The sequence below is a fragment of the Microbacterium sp. ANT_H45B genome (assembly GCF_008369345.1).
Taxonomy (GTDB): Bacteria; Actinomycetota; Actinomycetes; order Actinomycetales; family Microbacteriaceae; genus Microbacterium.
Genome location: NZ_VOBK01000002.1, coordinates 950,055 through 967,268, shown reverse-complemented (window position 1 = coordinate 967,268; position 17,214 = coordinate 950,055). Strand labels below are relative to the sequence as shown.

The 17,214-nt window shown below is 71.3% G+C and carries 14 protein-coding genes; 7 read left to right on the top strand and 7 right to left on the bottom strand.

Annotation, left to right across the window (positions count from 1 at the left end; all coding sequences use genetic code 11):
* The first annotated feature begins 111 nt into the window (after positions 1-111).
* Together FQ142_RS11175 and FQ142_RS11170 are read left to right on the top strand one after the other, a co-directional pair.
* Positions 112-3,204, top strand: coding sequence for a glycosyltransferase (locus FQ142_RS11175; RefSeq protein WP_223145284.1), 3,093 nt, complete (start codon positions 112-114; stop codon positions 3,202-3,204).
* Positions 3,201-4,583: a DUF5719 family protein gene (locus FQ142_RS11170; RefSeq protein ID WP_149423304.1), complete on the top strand. Its 1,383-nt coding sequence runs from the start codon at positions 3,201-3,203 to the stop codon at positions 4,581-4,583. Before FQ142_RS11175 ends, FQ142_RS11170 begins: the two co-directional genes overlap by 4 nt.
* Before the next feature lie 25 nt (positions 4,584-4,608).
* Here the strand turns inward: FQ142_RS11170 and FQ142_RS11165 are convergent, their stop codons facing one another.
* Positions 4,609-4,950, bottom strand: a complete 342-nt coding sequence (locus FQ142_RS11165; RefSeq protein WP_056419409.1) for a metallopeptidase family protein — start codon at positions 4,948-4,950, stop codon at positions 4,609-4,611.
* 165 nt (positions 4,951-5,115) lie between these two features.
* Between FQ142_RS11165 and FQ142_RS11160 the strand changes: the two genes are divergently transcribed.
* The gene (locus FQ142_RS11160) at positions 5,116-5,322 is read left to right on the top strand and encodes a DUF3499 family protein (RefSeq protein ID WP_045255456.1); all 207 of its coding nucleotides are present in this window, start codon (positions 5,116-5,118) and stop codon (positions 5,320-5,322) included.
* A 73-nt stretch (positions 5,323-5,395) separates the two neighbouring features.
* On the opposite strand, the gene FQ142_RS11155 is transcribed toward FQ142_RS11160, so the two are convergent.
* Positions 5,396-6,205: an RDD family protein gene (locus FQ142_RS11155; protein ID WP_149423303.1), complete on the bottom strand. Its 810-nt coding sequence runs from the start codon at positions 6,203-6,205 to the stop codon at positions 5,396-5,398.
* Positions 6,206-6,221: 16 nt separating this feature from the next.
* Between FQ142_RS11155 and FQ142_RS11150 the strand changes: the two genes are divergently transcribed.
* Entirely contained in the window at positions 6,222-7,214 is a 993-nt protein-coding gene (locus FQ142_RS11150; RefSeq protein WP_056416427.1) for a stage II sporulation protein M, read from the top strand.
* Between the two features lie 63 nt (positions 7,215-7,277).
* Here FQ142_RS11150 and FQ142_RS11145 read toward each other — a convergent pair whose 3' ends face one another.
* From FQ142_RS11145 to FQ142_RS11125, 5 genes are all read right to left on the bottom strand, one after another.
* Entirely contained in the window at positions 7,278-8,585 is a 1,308-nt protein-coding gene (locus tag FQ142_RS11145) for a DUF58 domain-containing protein (protein ID WP_056416429.1), read from the bottom strand.
* Positions 8,586-9,509, bottom strand: coding sequence for an AAA family ATPase (locus tag FQ142_RS11140; RefSeq protein WP_149423526.1), 924 nt, complete (start codon positions 9,507-9,509; stop codon positions 8,586-8,588).
* Positions 9,510-9,608: 99 nt separating this feature from the next.
* On the bottom strand, positions 9,609-10,832 hold the full coding sequence (locus FQ142_RS11135) for a DUF4350 domain-containing protein (RefSeq protein WP_149423302.1): 1,224 nt from the start codon (positions 10,830-10,832) through the stop codon (positions 9,609-9,611).
* Positions 10,829-11,470 (bottom strand): DUF4129 domain-containing protein, encoded by a 642-nt coding sequence (locus FQ142_RS11130; protein ID WP_149423301.1) that lies wholly within the window; start codon positions 11,468-11,470, stop codon positions 10,829-10,831. The genes FQ142_RS11135 and FQ142_RS11130 overlap by 4 nt, the downstream gene beginning before the upstream one ends.
* Positions 11,467-12,930 carry a hypothetical protein gene (locus FQ142_RS11125; RefSeq protein ID WP_188042370.1) on the bottom strand — a complete coding sequence of 488 codons (1,464 nt, stop codon included), beginning with the start codon at positions 12,928-12,930 and terminating at the stop codon, positions 11,467-11,469. Before FQ142_RS11125 ends, FQ142_RS11130 begins: the two co-directional genes overlap by 4 nt.
* Positions 12,931-13,025: 95 nt before the next feature.
* On the opposite strand from FQ142_RS11125, the gene mtrA reads away from it, so the two are divergent.
* The 3 genes from mtrA to FQ142_RS11110 are packed head-to-tail and all read left to right on the top strand — an operon-like array spanning position 13,026 to position 17,108.
* On the top strand, positions 13,026-13,706 hold the full coding sequence (mtrA, locus tag FQ142_RS11120) for an MtrAB system response regulator MtrA (RefSeq protein ID WP_056416443.1): 681 nt from the start codon (positions 13,026-13,028) through the stop codon (positions 13,704-13,706).
* A gap of 7 nt (positions 13,707-13,713) precedes the next feature.
* Positions 13,714-15,393: an MtrAB system histidine kinase MtrB gene (gene mtrB, locus FQ142_RS11115; RefSeq protein ID WP_149423300.1), complete on the top strand. Its 1,680-nt coding sequence runs from the start codon at positions 13,714-13,716 to the stop codon at positions 15,391-15,393.
* Positions 15,390-17,108: an LpqB family beta-propeller domain-containing protein gene (locus FQ142_RS11110; RefSeq protein WP_149423299.1), complete on the top strand. Its 1,719-nt coding sequence runs from the start codon at positions 15,390-15,392 to the stop codon at positions 17,106-17,108. The genes mtrB and FQ142_RS11110 overlap by 4 nt, the downstream gene beginning before the upstream one ends.
* The last annotated feature ends 106 nt before the right edge of the window (positions 17,109-17,214 follow it).

Sequence of the window (17,214 nt, the reverse complement as noted above, 5' to 3'; positions counted from 1 at the left end):
CACCACGTCCGGTCGCCGTCGGCGACCGCCGTCATCCACGCGCACCGCTTCGCGGCCACGCCGGGTGCCCTGTCCAGCGCAGGCCCGGGGCACGCCTAGGCTGACGACGTCATGCCAGCCCGAGTTCACGCCATCATCGTCGCGCGCCCAGGATCTTCCGCCCGTGCGCAGCTGCTCCGCACGCTCGACGCGCTGCGTGCGCAGACCACCCCGCCTGCGGCCGTCACTCTGGTGATGTGCGGTGATGCCGCATCCGCCCGGGAGAGCGCAGCCGTCGCGGCGGCCGTCGAGGGCATCATCGAGGCGCGCGGCACCACCTCCTTCGCGGATGCCGTCGAGCTGGCCCGCCCGCGGATCGCCGAGGGGAGCGCCGTCTGGCTGCTCGCGCACGACACCGCGCCTCACCGTCGCGCCCTGGAGCGACTCGTCGGCATGCTCGAGCGCTCGCCGTCTGCGGCGATCGTCGCCCCGAAGCTCGTGCACACCGACAACGATCGTGAGATCGTCTCGCTCGGCGTCAGCATGACGACTCTCGGGCGCTCGGTCGAGCTGGCCGCGGGAGAGCTCGATCAGGGTCAGCACGACGGGAGCGACGACGCCCTCGGAGCCGACATCCGCGGAATGCTGATCCGCGGCGAGGTGCGCGACGCGCTGCGCCCCGATGCCGCACTCGCCGGGGCCGACCAGGGGCTCGACCTCGGCGTGCGCGCACGCCTCGGCGGCGGTCGTGTCGTGCTCGCACCGGCCGCGCGCGTGTCCGTCTCGCCGGATGGTCCCGCCGCGCTGCCGACAGGGCGGAGCAGGCGCGCGTTCGTCACGCGTCTCGCCCAACTGCATCGCAGACTCGCCTACGCGCCCGCTTTCGCGGTGCCTCTGCACTGGCTCGCGCTGCTCCCGCTCGCTCTCTGGCGATCGATCACCCATCTCGTCGGCAAGCGCCCCGAGGCCGTCGCTCCCGAGTGGGGTGCCGCCGCGACCGCGATGGTCCGGCTCGGTGCGATCGCACGATCACGCCGGCGGATCCGCTCGTTCCGCACCTCGAGCTGGGCGAGCATAGCCCCCCTGCGGGTCAGCGGAGGCGACCTGCGGCGTCGTCTCGACGACGGGCACGGGAGCGAAGGCGGAGCCGTGAGCGAGCTGCGGTTCTTCTCGGGCGGCGGCGCCTGGGCCGTGCTCGCGGCTCTCGTCGTGAGTCTGGCGACGTTCACCACCGTTCTCGCCTGGCCTGTGCTCGGCGGCGGCGGCCTGCTTCCTCTGCGCGCGACGGTCGGGGCGCTCTGGGACGACGCGGCCTGGGGGCTGCGCGGTCTCGGTGCCGATGTCGTCGGCCCGGCCGATCCGTTCGCCGCGGTCGTCGCGGTCCTGGGGTCGCTGTGGCCGGGATCGCCGTCGTTCTCGCTCGTGCTGCTGTGGATCCTGGCGCTGCCGCTCGCCGTCCTCGGCGGATGGTTCGCCGCCACTCGCGTCACCGACCGCTCGGGCCTCCGCATCTTCACGGGTGTCGTCTGGGCGCTCGCGCCGACCTTCCTCACGGCCTTGGTCGACGGCCGCCCGACCGCGGTGCTCGTGCATCTGCTTCTGCCCTGGCTCTTCCACGCCGCCGTCGTGACGCATCGCTCCTGGGGGGCGTCGGGCGCGGCATCCCTCCTGTTCGCCGCGGTCCTCGCCTGTGCACCCTCGCTGGCGCCCGCGCTCCTGTTCCTGTGGGTCGTCGCTCTGGGGATCACCCTCGCCTCCGCCCGCTTCCGTGGGGCTGTCCGGCTGCTGTGGCTGCCGGTTCCCGCGATCGCGCTGTTCGCGCCGCTCGCGATCTGGCAGGTGCGGCACGGGACTCTGCTCGCCGTGCTCGCGGACCCCGGATCGATCTGGGTGGGGCCTCAGGTCGCGGCGGACGCCGCCGGTCGCCTCGCACTCGCCTCGGGCTTCCCCACGGGCGGAATCGCCGGGTGGGCCGGCTGGCTCGGTACGGACCTGGCGCCCTGGGCGGGGCTTCTGCTCGCCCCGCTCGCCGTGCTCGCGCTCGTGTCCGCCGTCGCGCCACGATGGCGTGCGGGCATCACGCTGCTCGTCGTCGCCCTGTCGGGTCTCGCCACGGCCTTCCTGGCCGTCGGCATCTCGGTCTCGTTCGCGCAGGGTACGCCGGTGGCCATCTGGCCCGGCGCCGGATTGAGCCTCGCCTGGATCGGTCTCACCGGTGCCGCGGTGGTCGCCCTCGACACCGCGTTGACCGCGCCGCGCGCGCGCCTCGTGAGCGCTGCCGTGGCCGGTCTCGCGATCGCCGTGTGCGCTGCTCCCGCGCTCGCCGCCACCCACTCCGACGAATCCGCACTCCGTGACGGTCCCGTCTCGACGCTCCCCGCCTATGTGGCTGCGCAGGCGGGGGCCGACCGCCCCGTCGGCACTCTCGTCCTCACCCCGCAGAACGACGGCGGGCTCGCGACCGAGGTCGTCTGGGGCGGGAGCGAGACGCTGGGGGCCCAGGCGACGATCCTGTCGACGGCCACGGAGCTGCGCGGTACCGATCTGACCACACTCGCCGTCGACCTCCTCTCGGCGCGGGACTTCGATGCCGCAGGGGAGCTGGGGGATGCCGGCATCTCCTATGTCCTGCTGTCCAGCGCGTCGGACGAGCAGTCCGATCAAGCCCGTGCACTGGGCACATCGGCCGAGAGCTCCCTCGACCAGCGGGCCGGATTCGTGCCGGCCGGGTCCACGGATCGCGGAGTCCTCTACCGTCTCGAGTCCGAGGCATCTCCGCGAGCGTCGCTCTCCGGCGGCGAGCAGGCGACGTCGCGCCTCGTGGTCACGCTGCAGTTCGTGATGCTCTTCGCCGCCCTGCTGCTCTCGGTGCCGACGCGTGCGTCGCGTCGCGCGGCCCGTGCCACCTCGCGAATCGTGGGCCGCGCGCCCGAGGAGCCTCTGGTCCTTCCCCGGCACCCGGAGGATCGGGACGACGACATCCCCGTCGTGCCCGCCGCGGTCGCGGAGTCGGTCGAAGGACGAGGGATGCCGCAGGGCCCCGTCGGGGCAGACGGGACCGCGGTGGCTGATGGGACCGTGGTGGCCGATGCCGCCCCGGCCGATGCCGCCGAGGCAGAGGGCACGGGCGGTGCCCCGGCACCCGAGGCGGTCTCCGCCGACGGGGAGTCCGGTTCCGATGCCGATGAACCCGGTTCGACGACGCATGAGGGAGAGCGGTCATGAGCGGTACGCGCGCATTCCGAGCGGCTGCGACCGGTGCCCGCCTGCTGACCGGCGCGGTCGTCGCAGGCGCATGCGTGGTCGCGGTGGTGCTCGGGGTCACCGCGCCCTGGCCGTCGGTTCAGCACGAGCCCGCGAGCGCGGAGGTGACGCCGCTGCCCGGCGACACGGTGCTCGTGTGCAACGGCGATTTCCGGGCCATCGGCCGTGACCCCGCGAACCCCTTCCAGATGGTGACGGCCGGGTCGCCGGCCCTCTCGGCCGCCGGATCCTCGGGGTCGGCCGAGACCACCCCGCTCGTCGCCGACGACCTCGCCGAGGGGGGCTCCGCGCAGCGTCTGGTCGGAGCGGTGGAGGGACGTGTGGCGCCGCTGCTGGCCGCCACCGAGTCGATCTCGCTCGCCGCCGAGGATCTCTCGGGTCTGGCCGCCGCGCCCTGCCGTCCCGCGAGCCAGGACTCCTGGATCGTCGGCGGCTCGGTGCAGACGGGCACGGAGGACCTCATCGTGCTCACGAACCCCGGAGTCGTGCCCTCGACCGTCACCCTTGTCGCCCACGGTTCCGTCCGGGCGTCGCGCACCGTCATCGTGCCGGCCGAGTCGCAGTCGGCCGTGCCGCTGACCTCGCTCGCCGCGGGATCGGATCTGCCGATGGTGCATGTCACCGCCACCGGCTCGCCGGTGCGCGCCGTTCTCCAGTCCTCGCTCACCCGCACGCTCGATCCCGCGGGTGTCGACCTGCAGGATGCCGTGGCCGCCCCGCAGCAGCACGCGGTGCTCCCGGGGGTCCGGCTCTTCGAGACCCAGGGCGATAGCGGGGACTCGACGGTCGTGCGCCTGATGTCTCCCGACGCCGATGCGCAGGCGGTCGTGACCGTGAATGCTCTCGGGTCCGCGGCGACGGCCGGGACGTTCGACGTACCCCTGACGGCGGGCGCGCCGACCGAACTCTCCCTGTCCGCGTTGTCGCCGGGGGAGTACACGGTGCGGGTCGACTCCGACACTCCGGTGCTCTCCGGGGTCCGCCAGCAGGAGGGCGGTGGCCCGCAGGACGACTTCGCCTGGGTGCTGCCCGCACCGGAGATCGATGACGAGGTGCTCGCGGCCATCCCGCTGGGGCCCGCTCCCCGGCTGGTGCTCGTGAACACCGAGGACGTCGACGCGACGGTCCAGGTCGAACCCGTCGCCGGCGGCGAGCCCGTCGCGGTCGAGGTCCCGGCCGGTTCGTCGTCGTCGATCGAGGTGCGTCCGCGCACGGTGTACTCGCTGACCGGGTCCGGCCCGATCCATGCCTCCGTGACGATGACCGACACCGGGGCGCTCGCGGTCTGGCCGCTCTGGCCGGCGGCGGGCACGCAGCAGAGCATCACCGTCTATCCCTGACGCCGGGCGGCGCCTCGGCGGCGCATCAGTGGTCGTGGCCGCCGAAGTCCCAGGGTTCGCGGCCCACGTACTCCGCCGCGGCGCGGAACACAGCGCTCTCGATCGCCATCTTGCGGTGCGCGACGTCGTCGTGGCCGGGAGGCAGCAGGCGTTCGATCGGCAGTCGGAACAGCACGATCCGCTGCTGCTGATGATCCAGGTGCCAGCGGGGCACCTCGTCGGTCGCGTCGAAGTCCGGCATCCCGCCGATCTCGAATCTCACTTCCTGAAGCTCGGGCCAGGTTCCTCGCAGGAACTCCACCGCGGTGCCAACCGTGAGGTCGAAGCGATCGATGCGGCCGTCGAGCGGGGCGAGGGGAGGGCGCACGGCCTCGCTGCGGCCCATGCGGCCGTGCCGTCCGTGCCGAGCCCCACGGCGCGGCGAGTCGGAGGTGCGGGGGCGACGGGGCATAGCGAAAGTCTAAGCCGAGTCTGCCAGCGGCGGCGGCGCGGCATCCGGACGAGCTCCGTTCGGCGACGTAGCCTGGCGGAGATGAACGGACGACTCTGCTCGAAGGTCGGCTGCGCGCGAGAAGCCGTGGCGACGATCACCTACGACTACGGCGACCAGATGGCCGCGCTCGGCCCTCTGGGGCTCGCGGGGCATCCGCACTCGCACGATCTCTGCGCTCCCCATGCCGATCGCCTCTCGGTGCCCTCCGGCTGGATCGTCGTGCGGCACGAGGCTCTGCGGGCCTGATCCTCCTGGACGCGTCCGGGGCCGATCCGGGCGCGCCGGACACGACTCCGCGCTGCGGTCGGGAGAGGCCTCCTCAGACGCCCACGCGCCGTCCTGTGAGCTTCTCGGCTCGACGGTCGGCGTTCTGCAGGGCGCGGCCCTCGCGCTCCCTACGGAGGACCGTGATCCCGACCAGCACGATCTCCGGCGCCTCCGGGGGCAGGGGGGAGACGAACGGTGCGGCCTCGGTGAGCAGGTCCTGCGCGACGCGTGTGCGGGCCGCGGGGACCATACGGGGTGCGCTCTGCAGGAACTGCGAGATGCGCCGGGCGAGCCGGTCGGGGAGCCTCGCCACGTCGGCGATCTGCGCCCACCCTGCCAGCATCGGCGGAAGTACGGGAACGCTCGCGACGAGCGTGGGCGTGCGCACCCGCTGGCTGTACGTGCCCGCGACCATGTCGCCCAGCCGCTGCGATCGAGCGCTGAACGCCCCCGCCAGGACGGCGACGCTTCCCAGGGTCAGATAGATCTCCAGCACGCCGAGGAGCGCACGGATGAACGCGTGGCGGAACCCGGTCGCCCCGCCGTCGATGCGCACGATCCGCCCGCCCACCGCGAGCTTGCCGAGGCTGCGGCCCTTGAGGGCGACCTCCATGGTGATCGGCAGGACGACGAAGCTGATCACGATCGACACGACCGTCGCGATGCGATCCGTCGCCTCGTCCAGCAGCCCCAGATTGAGCAGCCAGATCCGCAGGAACACGGTCAGGAGAAAGACTCCGAGTCCGAGGAGCAGGTCGATGATCGCTCCGGCCGCCCTCAGGACGAAGCCCACCGGCTGCACGTCGATCGCGACGGCTTCGCCGGAGAGCACCTCGTCGGAGGCATCGAGCGGGGCAGACATGAGTACAGTAAATCAGGTGGATGCCGATGCGCTGACAGATGCACGCCGCGCCGAGTGGGAGCGGCTGGAGCAACTGAGCCGCGCGCGCCTCGACGGAGCCGGCGTCGATGAGCTGATCGTGCGCTACCGCGCGGCATCCGCTGATCTCGCCGAGCTCAAGACCTCGGTGGGAGAGTCGCCGCAGGGCGCGTACCTGTCGACGATCCTGGTGCGGGCGCGTCTGCGCCTCACCGGCGCCTCCGACAGCATCCTCACCCAGACCGCCCGCTTCTTCTCGTCGCAGCTGCCGGCGGCGCTGTACCGGCTGCGCTGGACCACTCTGATCATCGCGGTGTCCTTCATCGCCGTCGTCGTCGGCACGGCCGCCTGGATATCCTCCGACCCCGCCCTCATCGCGACCCTCGGGCCGCCCGACATGCTCCAGCAGTACGCCGACGAGAGCTTCACCGGCTACTACACCGATAACCCGGCCGCCGTGTTCATGGGGATGGTCTGGACGAACAACGCCTGGATCGCCCTGCAGTGCGTGCTGTTCGGGATCACCGGGCTGTGGCCGATCCAGGTGCTCGTGCAGAACGCGATGGGCCTCGGGGTCTCGGGAGCCGTCATGGTCGCCCACGACAAGGTCGACGTGATGATCCTCTACATCCTCCCGCACGGGCTCCTCGAGATGACGTCGATCTTCGTCGCAGCGGCTGCAGGACTGCATCTGTTCTGGTCCTGGGTGGCGCCGGGGCACCGTTCCCGGGGCGAGTCGCTGGCTGCAGAGGGACGCGCACTGGCGACGGTCGCGATCGGGTTGGTGTTCTCGTTGTTCGCATCCGGACTGATCGAGGGTTTCATCACCGGGTGGGCCCTGCCCTGGCCGCTCAAGATCGGCATCGGGGCCGCGGCGCTCGGTGCCTTCCTGATCTACATGGTCGTCATCGGAGGTCGTGCGCACCGCCGCGGCGAGACGGGCGACCTCATCGAGTACGAGGCGGGGACGCCCCGACTGCTCGCGGGCTGAGCGCGCGGACCCCGCGTCAGTCCGTGCTCACAGAAGACACCGTGATCACAGACGGGACCGTGCTCACAGACGCCCGGCGGCCTTGAGCTCCAGGTAGCGGTCGGCGATCCTCGGAGGCAGGGTCTCGGGGTCGGCGGCGATCGCCTCGCCACCGGCGCGACGCACGGCATCCGCCACGTTCTCGGCATCGCGCATCGTGCGCTCGGCCGCGGCCGCGAGGTAGATCTCCTCACGGGAGCCGCGTCTCTGCGCGAGGTCGGCGATGCCGTCGTCCGTCACGGATCCGACGAGGATGGAGGTGGCCCTCGTGGCATCGGGGAAGGCCCCGAGGAACCCGCGTGCCGACTCCGCGGCGTCCTGTGCGGTGAGCACGACGATCAGCGCGGGGCGGGTGGTGAGAGTGCGCACGGCCGCGAACGCGCCGGGCCAGTCGGTGTCGACCAGACGCGCGTGCACGGGGGCCATGGCGTCGGTGAGTGCAGGAAGCAGCGCCGAGCCGTCGACGCCGGTGACGCGCGCGCGGACCACACGGTCGTACATCAGCAGGTGCACGTGGTCACCGGCACGTGCCGCGAGGGCCGCGAGCAGCAGCGACGCCTCCAGCGCCGCGTCGACCCTCGTCCCGTCGCCCACGCGGGCCGCGGCCGTGCGTCCGGTGTCGATGATGATCACCACGTGTCGGTCGCGCTCAGGACGCCAGGTGCGCAGCATCGTGGTCCCGGCCCGTGCGGTCGCTCGCCAGTCGATCGAGCGCACGTCGTCGCCGCGCACGTACTCACGCAGCGAATCGAACTCCGTGCCCTGGCCGCGCACCTGGATGCTCGTGTTGCCGTCGAGCTCGCGCAGACGGGCCAGACGCGACGGCAGGTGCTTGCGCGAGGTGAAGGCCGGCAGCACCCGGATCGTGCCGCGCACTCGGTGGCGGGCCTGTCGGCCGGCGAGCCCGAGCGGTCCCTGCGAGCGGATCATCACGAACTCGCTGGACAGCTCGCCACGACGGCGGGGGAGGAGCGGGATCGCGACGCGACGTCGTTCCCCCGGCGGCACGATGAGCCGCTGTCGGCCCTCGTCTGCGCCGGCCGTGGGCTGCCACGCGTCGCGGATCAGTGCATGCAGGGTGCGGGAGCCGAGGTTCTGCAGAGCGACGCTCACCGGCACCGGCTCGCCGAGTCGCGTACGCGTCGGTACGCGTCTGGTCACGACGACCGTGCGCGGGCTGGGCGCTGTGAGCACGTCCACGACCAGCAGCAGGATGCACAGCCCCACCCAGATGCCGAGAGCGGCGTATGCGGGATAGCCCGCGAGCCCGGCGAGCACGACGGGAACGATGCCGACGGCGACGGCGAGCGCGAGACGACCGGTGACGAACACCTAGATCGGCACCCTCGTCTGCTGCACGACCGAGGTCAGCACGGCATCCGCCGACACGCCCTCCATCTGCGCATCCGGCCGCAGCTGCAGTCGATGACGCCAGACCGGCACCAGCATCGTCTGCACGTGGTCGGGGGTGACCGCCGACGAGGCGTTGAGCCAGGCCCAGGCCTTCGCGGCTGCGAGCAGGCCGGTCGACGCGCGCGGGCTCGCGCCCAGCTCGACCGACGGCGACTGCCGCGTGGCTCTGGCGAGGTCGACGACGTATCCGAGCACATCGTCGGTCACCTCGACCCTGCCCGCGGCGGCCTGTGCGGCACGGATCTCGTCCGCCGACACCGTGGCCTCGACACCCGTCAGCTCGCGGGGCGAGAACCCGGAGGCGTGCTTGCGCAGCACGGAGACCTCGGCGTCGCGCTCCGGCATCCCGACGACGAGCTTCATCAGGAAGCGGTCCAGCTGCGCCTCGGGCAGGGAGTAGGTGCCCTCGTGCTCGATCGGGTTCTGGGTCGCGGCGACGAGGAAGGGATCGGGCAGCGGACGGCTCATGCCGTCCGCCGAGACCTGCCGCTCCTCCATCGCCTCCAGCAGCGCTGCCTGCGTCTTCGGGGGTGTGCGGTTGATCTCGTCGGCGAGCAGGATGTTGGTGAACACGGGCCCCGCGCGGAAGTCGAACTCGCCGGTGCGGGCGTCGTACACGAGCGAGCCGGTGACGTCGCCCGGCATGAGGTCGGGGGTGAACTGCACGCGCTTGGTGTCGAGGCCGAGGGCCCGGGCGAACGATCGGACCACGAGGGTCTTGGCGACACCGGGCACGCCCTCGAGCAGGACGTGACCGCGAGCGAGCAGCGAGACCAGCAGTCCGGTGACGGTGCCCGCCTGGCCGACCACGGCCTTGTCGACCTCGATGCGCACGCGGTGCATGGCCTGACGCAGTTCGACGTCGGTGGAGTTCTCAGCGGTCACGTGGTGTCCTCGGCTTCCGTAGCGGTGAAGGGATGGCGGTCACGGGGGTTCGAGCGCTCACTCGTCCCTCCGCTCGATGAGGGTGGAGGCGTCGACGGCCTGCTCCAGCTCGGCCAGGCGCCGAGCCAGGTCGATCAGGGTGGGATCATCGGCGGGCAGCGGACCCGCGAGCAGCTCGTGCAGCGAGCCGCGCGGGATGCGGAGTCGGTCGGATGCCGCGTCGGCGATCTCCTCGGGCGTCGCGGTCACGGCCAGCCCGAGTCGTCGTGCGAGCCTGCGCCTGCTGCCGTCGCGGATCGCCTCGGAGGCGTGCGCGGCATCGCCCGCCTTCGCGGTCAGCCGCGCGCGCCCGTGCATCGTCTCGGAGGCGCGCACCGTGACCGGCAGCGTCTCCGACACGAGCGGACCGAAGCGCTGGCCGCGCCACACTGCGGCGGCGAGGCCGGCGATCATCAGCAGGAGGATGGCGGGCGTCACCCATCCCGGCGTGAGCGAGCCGAGCGTGTCGGGCGTCTCGCCCTCGATGTCCGTGTCGCCGAAGCTCGGCACGTACCAGACGACGCGATCGGTCTGTCCCAGAAGAGCGACCCCGAGGGCGGCGTTGCCGTCGTCGGCGAGATAGGCGTTGCTGAACAGTCGGGCGCCCTCGACGAGGATCCGCGTCGCATCGGCATCGTCGTCGATGAGCACAGCGGACGCGACGGTTCCGAAGCACCCTTCGACACCGTCGGCGGGGGTGAACAGCCGATCGGGGCGGATCGTGCCGACATCCGCGAACTCGGCGGCATCGCACCCCGCCGCCACGGGCGCGGAGTCGGGGGTGGCGTTCTCTCCGAGTTCGAACAGGTTCAGCAGGTGCGTGCTGCTGGAGAGGAAGACCACGCGGCCTGCGGGCTCGACGAGGTCGGCGATCCCCTCGTCGCTCAGCGTGTACGGATTGGCCATCACCAGAGTGGTGTCGGCGTCGAGCGCGGCACGTGCCTCGGTCCTCGAGCGGAAGACCGACACCTCCACACCCTGCTGCTCGAGGATCTGCGCGAGGGCCATGGCACCCGAGTCTCCTACGCTCTCGGGGTCGAGGGCGCCGCGCTGGTCCGGCATCCGGACTCCGACCTGGATCGCGACGAAGACGCCGCCGAGGACGAGGGCGGCGACGATCAGCCATCCGACCAGCGATTTCAGGCGTCGACGGCGGTGCGGCTGCTCGGCCGTCGACGAATCGGCGACCTCCGGGCCGCTCGCATCCCGCTCGGTGACCACGCTGTGGTCGATCACGCTCATGCGGGCACCAGGTCGGGGCGCAGGGAGCTGAGCCGCTCATCGGTCGCGGCGAGCTCGGCGTAGCGCTCGGCGGTCGCCGGATGCCGCAGATACCGCACATCGTCGAACGAGACCGCGGCGCGACGCACCGGATCGGTCTCGAGCGGGAAGACGGAGGCGACCTCCCGGGCGATGGCCTGGGCCGTGGCACCGGGAGACGGGTCGATGAGGTCGCGCTCCAGCAGACCTCTCGCCAGCGCGCGGAATCGGAGGATGGTCGCCTCGTCCCAGTCCTGGGCGCGGGCGGCGCGGTCGGCGTCGGTGCGGAGCTGGGCCGCCGACCGATCGTCCTCGGCGCCGAGCAGACCGCCCCGGAGCGCGCGGACAGACTGCGAGCGCCGTGGGCGGCCCCAGATGATCAGAGCGGCGACGAGCGCGCCGAAGACGATGATGCTGACGATGATCAGAGCCGAGGGTCCGACGCTCGCGCCGTTGTCGGCGCTGAAGAGATCGGCCAGGAACCGGCCGATGTCCCGGGCGATGAGATCGAACCAGGTCGGCTTCGCGTCCGCGTAGCGGGGATCCGCGAGCTCCTGCTCGGCCCACCGCCGCGCCTCGTCGCCGTCCGGCACGCGCACATCGTCGAGGAGGCGGATCATGCCGGACCCTCACCTCCGGTGCCGGGGGCCGCCCAGGTCGGCTCCGCGCTCGCCGCGGGCGGGGCCGGCGGCGCGGCGGGAGCGGGAGGGGGAGTGGACGGCGTGGAGTACGGCGGCTGTGCCGGGTACTGCCGCGGCTGCTGTGCGGGGTACTGCTGCTGTGCCGGGTATTGCTGCGGCTGCTGCGCGGGGTACGGCTGCGCGGGGTACTGCTGCTGTGCCGGATAGGGCTGTGCCGGATAGGGCTGCGCCGGGTACTGCTGCTGTGCCGGGTATTGCTGCTGTGCCGGGTACTGCTGCTGCGCAGGGTAAGGCTCACCCGGGTACCCCTGCGCCCCGTAACCGGCGCTCATCATCGCCCACTCCGGCACCTGCTTCGGCGGGGGCGCGCTCGTCACGGCCTTCGACGGGTCGATCACGAACGGATCGCCCAGCTGCTCCTCGGTCCACCCGAGATCGCGGCGCTCGACGTGGCCGATCAGGGCCTGGTCGAGGCCCTCGTATCGCATCCGGCTGTCGAGGTAGACGAGCGTGCCTGCGGTGCTCTGCACGACGAGCGTGATCGCCTGCAGGACCAGCAGAAGGATCTGCGGGGCGAGCAGGGCGAAGACGAACCCCATGATCGCTCCGGTGTCGGAGGATCCGGTCGGAGCGATCACGGTGCTGAACATCGAGCCCAGCAGCGTCGCCGGCAGGTTCACTAGCTGCATCGCGACGCCCATGATCGCGCCGATCAGGAAGGTGACGCCCCAGGCGGTCCAGAACCGGCCGCGGGTGAGGCGCCAGGATCGCACGAACGCCTCGCGGAACGTCGCCCGCTCGAGCACCAGGACCGAGGGCACGAGCAGCAGCTTGGTCGTGAGCCACACCACCAGCGGGATGGTCGCGAGGATCAGCACGACCACCAGGATGACGATGCCGCCGATCGCCTCGACCGAGTTCCCCAGACCCCCGGCGACGAATCCGGCGATGATGAGGAACACGATCACGATCACGCCGAAGACGAAGACGACCGAGAGGGATGCGAAACCGGCCAGCCGCCAGAACGACGGGATCATCCGTCGCCAGAGCGTGCCGAGCCCGGCCTTCACCCCGATCGCGGCGAAGCCGATCTCGGCGGCCACCACTCCCTGCATGAGAGCGGTGAAGGCGATGGAGGCGATGCCCACGGCGAGCCCGGCCACGAGATTCATCGCGATGGTCCCCGCGAGCACGGCCTCGAAATCCGCGGAGGAGGGGGAGAGGGACTCCAGGCGAGTGAAGGTCGTGACGAACACGAACCCCATCACGGTGGCGCTGAGCGCCACGACCGCGAGCTGGATCACGACCCCGAAGCCGAAGAGCACCTTCGGGTTGTGGCGCAGCGCCGCGAACGACCTGCTCAGCAGCATCCCGAAGGTCAGCGGATGCAGGGGGATGATGCCCCTCTTCGGGGCAGGGGTCCACGTCTGGCCGGTCACCGGCACTCCCTCCGTCGTGCGCTCCCATCGTGTCACACCCGCCGTCGGACGCGCAGACGGAGGTCGGTGGGACTGAGTGCCATAAGGTAACAGTTATGACCTCACGCATTCTTGTGGTCGACGATGACACCGCGCTCGCCGAGATGATCGGCATCGTGCTGCGCACGGAGGGCTTCGAGCCGGTGTTCTGCGCCGACGGAGCGCGGGCCGTCGAGGAGTGGCGCACGCAGCGTCCCGACCTCGTGCTGCTCGACCTGATGCTCCCCGGCATGGACGGCATCGAGATCTGCACGCGGATCCGGGCCGAATCCGGAGTCCCCGTCATCATGCTCACCGCCCGCAGCGACACCGCCGACGTGGTGCGCGGCCTGGAGGTCGGGGCCGATGACTACATCGTGAAGCCCTTCAATCCGAAGGAGCTCGTCGCCCGCATCCGCACCAGGCTCCGTCCCACTCCGCAGACGGTCGGCGAACAGCTGCGCGTGGGCGATCTCACCGTCGACGTCGATGCGCACGAGGTGCGGCGCGGCACGGCGCCGATCGCTCTGACCCCGCTGGAGTTCCAGCTGCTCGTCGCCCTCGCGTCCAAGCCGCAGCAGGTCTTCTCCCGCGAGATGCTCCTCGAGCAGGTGTGGGGCTACCACTACAAGGCGGACACGCGCCTGGTCAACGTGCACGTCCAGCGTCTGAGGGCCAAGGTCGAGCTCGATCCCGACAATCCCAAGATCGTCATGACGGTGCGCGGCGTGGGTTACCGCGCCGGGAGTGCGGGATAGGACGACGATGGCCGCGCCCACAGCGACCACCACGGCGGTCGCTGTCATCCGCGACTGGCGAGGCTGGCCGTCCGTCTTCAGCGCGCTGTGGCGGAGTTCGCTGCGATTCCGCACGCTGACGGTCACTCTGCTCCTCACGTCCACGGCGATCCTGATCACCTGCGTCACCATGGCCCTGGTCATCCAGAACGATCTCTTCGAGTCCCGCAAGACGGAGGCGCTCGAAGACGCGGCCCGCGCCGTGAACCTGGCGCAGGTGACCCTGGACTCCGCAGCCCTCGGCGATGAGCCCGCCGCGCTGCAGGAACTCTGGGACAGCGTGCAGGCAGATCTCCGGCGCTACTCGACGGCAGAGGGCTTCGCCGGCATCCGGATGAACGACGACCCCGATGCCGTCGTACTGAACGGGTTCTCGGCGGGGTTGAGCGCCAACATCATCAGCACGGGTCTGAGCAACAGGGTCGTGCAGTTCGACGACCGCCAATCCTGGCAGTCGGTGGGGCTCGATGTCGCCGGCCGGGTCGTCCCGGGAATCATCGTCGGCCAGCAGCTGCAGGTGCCCGAGGCGGGATCCTTCCAGCTCTACTTCGCGTACGACCTCGCCGATGCCGACAACACCCTCACCTTCGTGCAGCGGACGCTGTGGATCGCCGGGATCGGACTCGTCGCCATCGTCGCAGCGATCTCGTTCATCGTGCTGCGCGCCGTGTCGACCCCGATCGTCGAGGCCGCCGAGACCAGCGCCCGACTCGCATCGGGCGACCTGGCGGTGCGCATCGACGTGCACGGAGAAGACGAGATCGCGACCCTCGGTCGGTCGTTCAACGCGATGGCCGACAGCATCGAGTCCCAGATCAAGGAGCTCGGCGAGCTCTCGCTCGTGCAGCAGCGATTCGTGTCCGACGTCTCGCACGAGCTGCGGACGCCGCTCACGACGATCCGGCTCGCGGCCGACATGCTGAACGACCAGCGCGGGGCGTTCGATCCGACCACCGCCAGGACGACCGAGCTGCTGCACACCCAGGTGCAGCGTTTCGAGACGCTGCTGTCCGACCTGCTGGAGATCAGCCGCTACGACGCCGGGTCCGTGCAGTTGGAGCTCGAGGCCACGAGCCTCGCGCATCTCGCGGAGGACATCATCGAGCAGATGCAGCCGCTCGCGGACGGACGCGGCACCGAGCTGCGTCTGGTCGCGCCTGGCGGCTACTCTCCGGTGGACATGGATCCGCGTCGCGTGCGCCGGGTGCTGCGCAATCTGATCGGCAACGCGATCGAGCACGGCGAGGGGCGCCCGGTCGTGGTGACCGTCGACAGCAACCAGCACGCCGTCGCCGCAGGGGTGCGCGACTTCGGGCTCGGCATGGACCCGGCGGATGCCGAGCGGGTGTTCGACCGCTTCTGGCGGGCGGATCCCTCGCGTCAGCGTACGATCGGCGGCACGGGTCTCGGGCTCTCCATCGCGCTCGGCGACGCGACCCTGCACGGTGGCAGTCTCGCGGTGTGGTCCGAGCTCGGGGCCGGCACGAACTTCGTGCTCACGCTGCCGCGCCGCGGCGACGCGTCAGAAGGGCCGTCGCCGATCTCGACGGAGCCGCAGGATTCGCTGTCCGAGATCGGCGACGCGACCCAGCCGATCCATCTCGCCGACATCCCGGCCGAGCTCTTCGACCGAGGGAGCATCGAATGATGCGTCGGACCCGCCGTATCCTGCGCGGCCTCGCCATCGCGACGACCGCGCTGATGCTGACCGCGTGCACGGGGCTGCCCACGTCCGGCGACGCCCAGCCCGGGCTCGCCCTCGGGGCGTCCCCGGAGGACCCCGACTTCCTCCCTCTCGCCTCGGGCCCTGCCGACGGCGCCGCTCCGGCCGCGATCGTCGAGGGCTTCATGGAGGCGGCGATCACACCGGCGGACAACTGGGACACCGCGCGCAAGTTCCTCACCCCCGATCTCGCGTCGACCTGGCGCCCGAACACCGGCGTCTCGATCGACGTGAGCGCGTCGACGCGCCTGTTCACCTCGAGCATCGAGGAGGACGACGAGCCCGCCGCCGGCGACACCGCCGACGTGCGCGTCACCTTCGATCAGCTGGCCAGCGTCGATGCGACCGGCGCCTACTCGGAGTCGTTCGGAGCGTCGAACTCCGCCTTCGTGGTGGTGTTCGACGACGGGCAGTGGCGGATCTCCGAGGCGCCCGACGGCGTCGTGATCGACGAGTCCCGGTTCTCGCGCGTCTACGACGACTTCGCTCTGCAGTACTACGACCAGACCTGGGAGCGCCTGGTGCCCGACGTGCGCTGGTTCCCCCGTCGTGCCACGGTCGCCACGACGATCGCGCAGTCTCTGATCGGCGGCGCCCCCAGCCCCTGGCTCGACCCGGCGGTGCAGAGCGCGTTCCCGCAGGGCGTGCAGCTCGCACGGGACGCCGTGCCGATCGATTCGGACCAGGTCGCGGACGTTGCACTGAATCGCGAAGCGCTGAGTCTGGATCCGAAGACCCTCGCCCGGATGCGCACGCAGCTGCAGAGCACGTTCGCCGCGGCCGGCGTGCAGATCAGCCAGGTGCGCTTCACCGTCGACGGGCGCACCCTCGAAGCCGGGGTCGTCAAGCTCGTGGAGGACCCCGCCGACACCGGGAGCATCGTGCTGCGGGACGGCGAGTTCGGAACCCTCGTGGGCAGCGAGATCACTCCCATCGCCGGCGTCACGGAGGAGATCCTCGCCGTGACGCAGCCGATCTCGGCGATCGACGTGGCGCTCGACGGCACGCGTGCGGCGGTGAAACTCGCGGACGGCCACGTGTATCTCGCGGGCGAGGGACAGTTCGACGAACTGGATGAGCGCGCGAACCTCGTGCGTCCGTCGATGGACCCGTACGGCTACACCTGGTCGGTGCCCTCGAACGCCCCGGCCGCGCTGCAGGCGATCGGCAGCGAGGTGGCCCCGAACGCGATCTCCGGCGCGTGGCCCGACGCCTCCTCCGTCTCCGCCATCCGTGTCTCCGTCGACGGCGCGCGGATCGCCGCCGTCGTCGTGGTCGGCGGTGAACGGTGGATCGTCGTGTCGTCGGTGATCCGCGACGAGACGGGTATGCCCACCGAGCTGGGACCGATCGAACCTCTCGCGCAGCTGGGAGGTTCGGCGACCGCTCTCGTGTGGCTCGGTCCCGATCGCCTGGGGGTGCTCGCCGACCTCGAGGACCGCACGGTGATCACGCAGATCGTCGGTGGTACCGGCACGTCGGAGGTCGCGCCCACGGATGCCGTGTCGCTCGCGGGGGCTCGCAGCGCGTCGGGGCTGCGGGTTCTCGGTGCCGGCGGGGCCGTCTTCGCCCGCACCGGTTCGGCGTGGAGCGAGTCGATCAGCGGCGTCGCGCTCCTCGCCACGCGGGCCGGGCACTGACCGCGAGCGCACCGCTCCTGCACCGGCAGTGATCCGCGCGGACTTCTGACAGCGCCCGTGCGCGAAGTCGACCGCGAGCGCATCACGCGCGGATCCACGGCAGGAT

Excerpts from the sequence above, each read along its gene's own strand:
- FQ142_RS11155 (WP_149423303.1), bottom strand. The coding sequence starts at position 6,205 with ATGTCTGCCCCGCTCGATGCCTCCGACGAGGTGCTCTCCGGCGAAGCC.
- FQ142_RS11175 (WP_223145284.1), top strand. The coding sequence starts at position 112 with ATGCCAGCCCGAGTTCACGCCATCATCGTCGCGCGCCCAGGATCTTCC.
- FQ142_RS11170 (WP_149423304.1), top strand. The coding sequence starts at position 3,201 with ATGAGCGGTACGCGCGCATTCCGAGCGGCTGCGACCGGTGCCCGCCTG.
- FQ142_RS11160 (WP_045255456.1), top strand. The coding sequence starts at position 5,116 with ATGAACGGACGACTCTGCTCGAAGGTCGGCTGCGCGCGAGAAGCCGTG.
- FQ142_RS11130 (WP_149423301.1), bottom strand. The coding sequence starts at position 11,470 with ATGATCCGCCTCCTCGACGATGTGCGCGTGCCGGACGGCGACGAGGCG.
- mtrA (WP_056416443.1), top strand. The coding sequence starts at position 13,026 with ATGACCTCACGCATTCTTGTGGTCGACGATGACACCGCGCTCGCCGAG.
- mtrB (WP_149423300.1), top strand. The coding sequence starts at position 13,714 with ATGGCCGCGCCCACAGCGACCACCACGGCGGTCGCTGTCATCCGCGAC.
- FQ142_RS11135 (WP_149423302.1), bottom strand. The coding sequence starts at position 10,832 with ATGAGCGTGATCGACCACAGCGTGGTCACCGAGCGGGATGCGAGCGGC.
- FQ142_RS11140 (WP_149423526.1), bottom strand. The coding sequence starts at position 9,509 with ATGCACCGCGTGCGCATCGAGGTCGACAAGGCCGTGGTCGGCCAGGCG.
- FQ142_RS11110 (WP_149423299.1), top strand. The coding sequence starts at position 15,390 with ATGATGCGTCGGACCCGCCGTATCCTGCGCGGCCTCGCCATCGCGACG.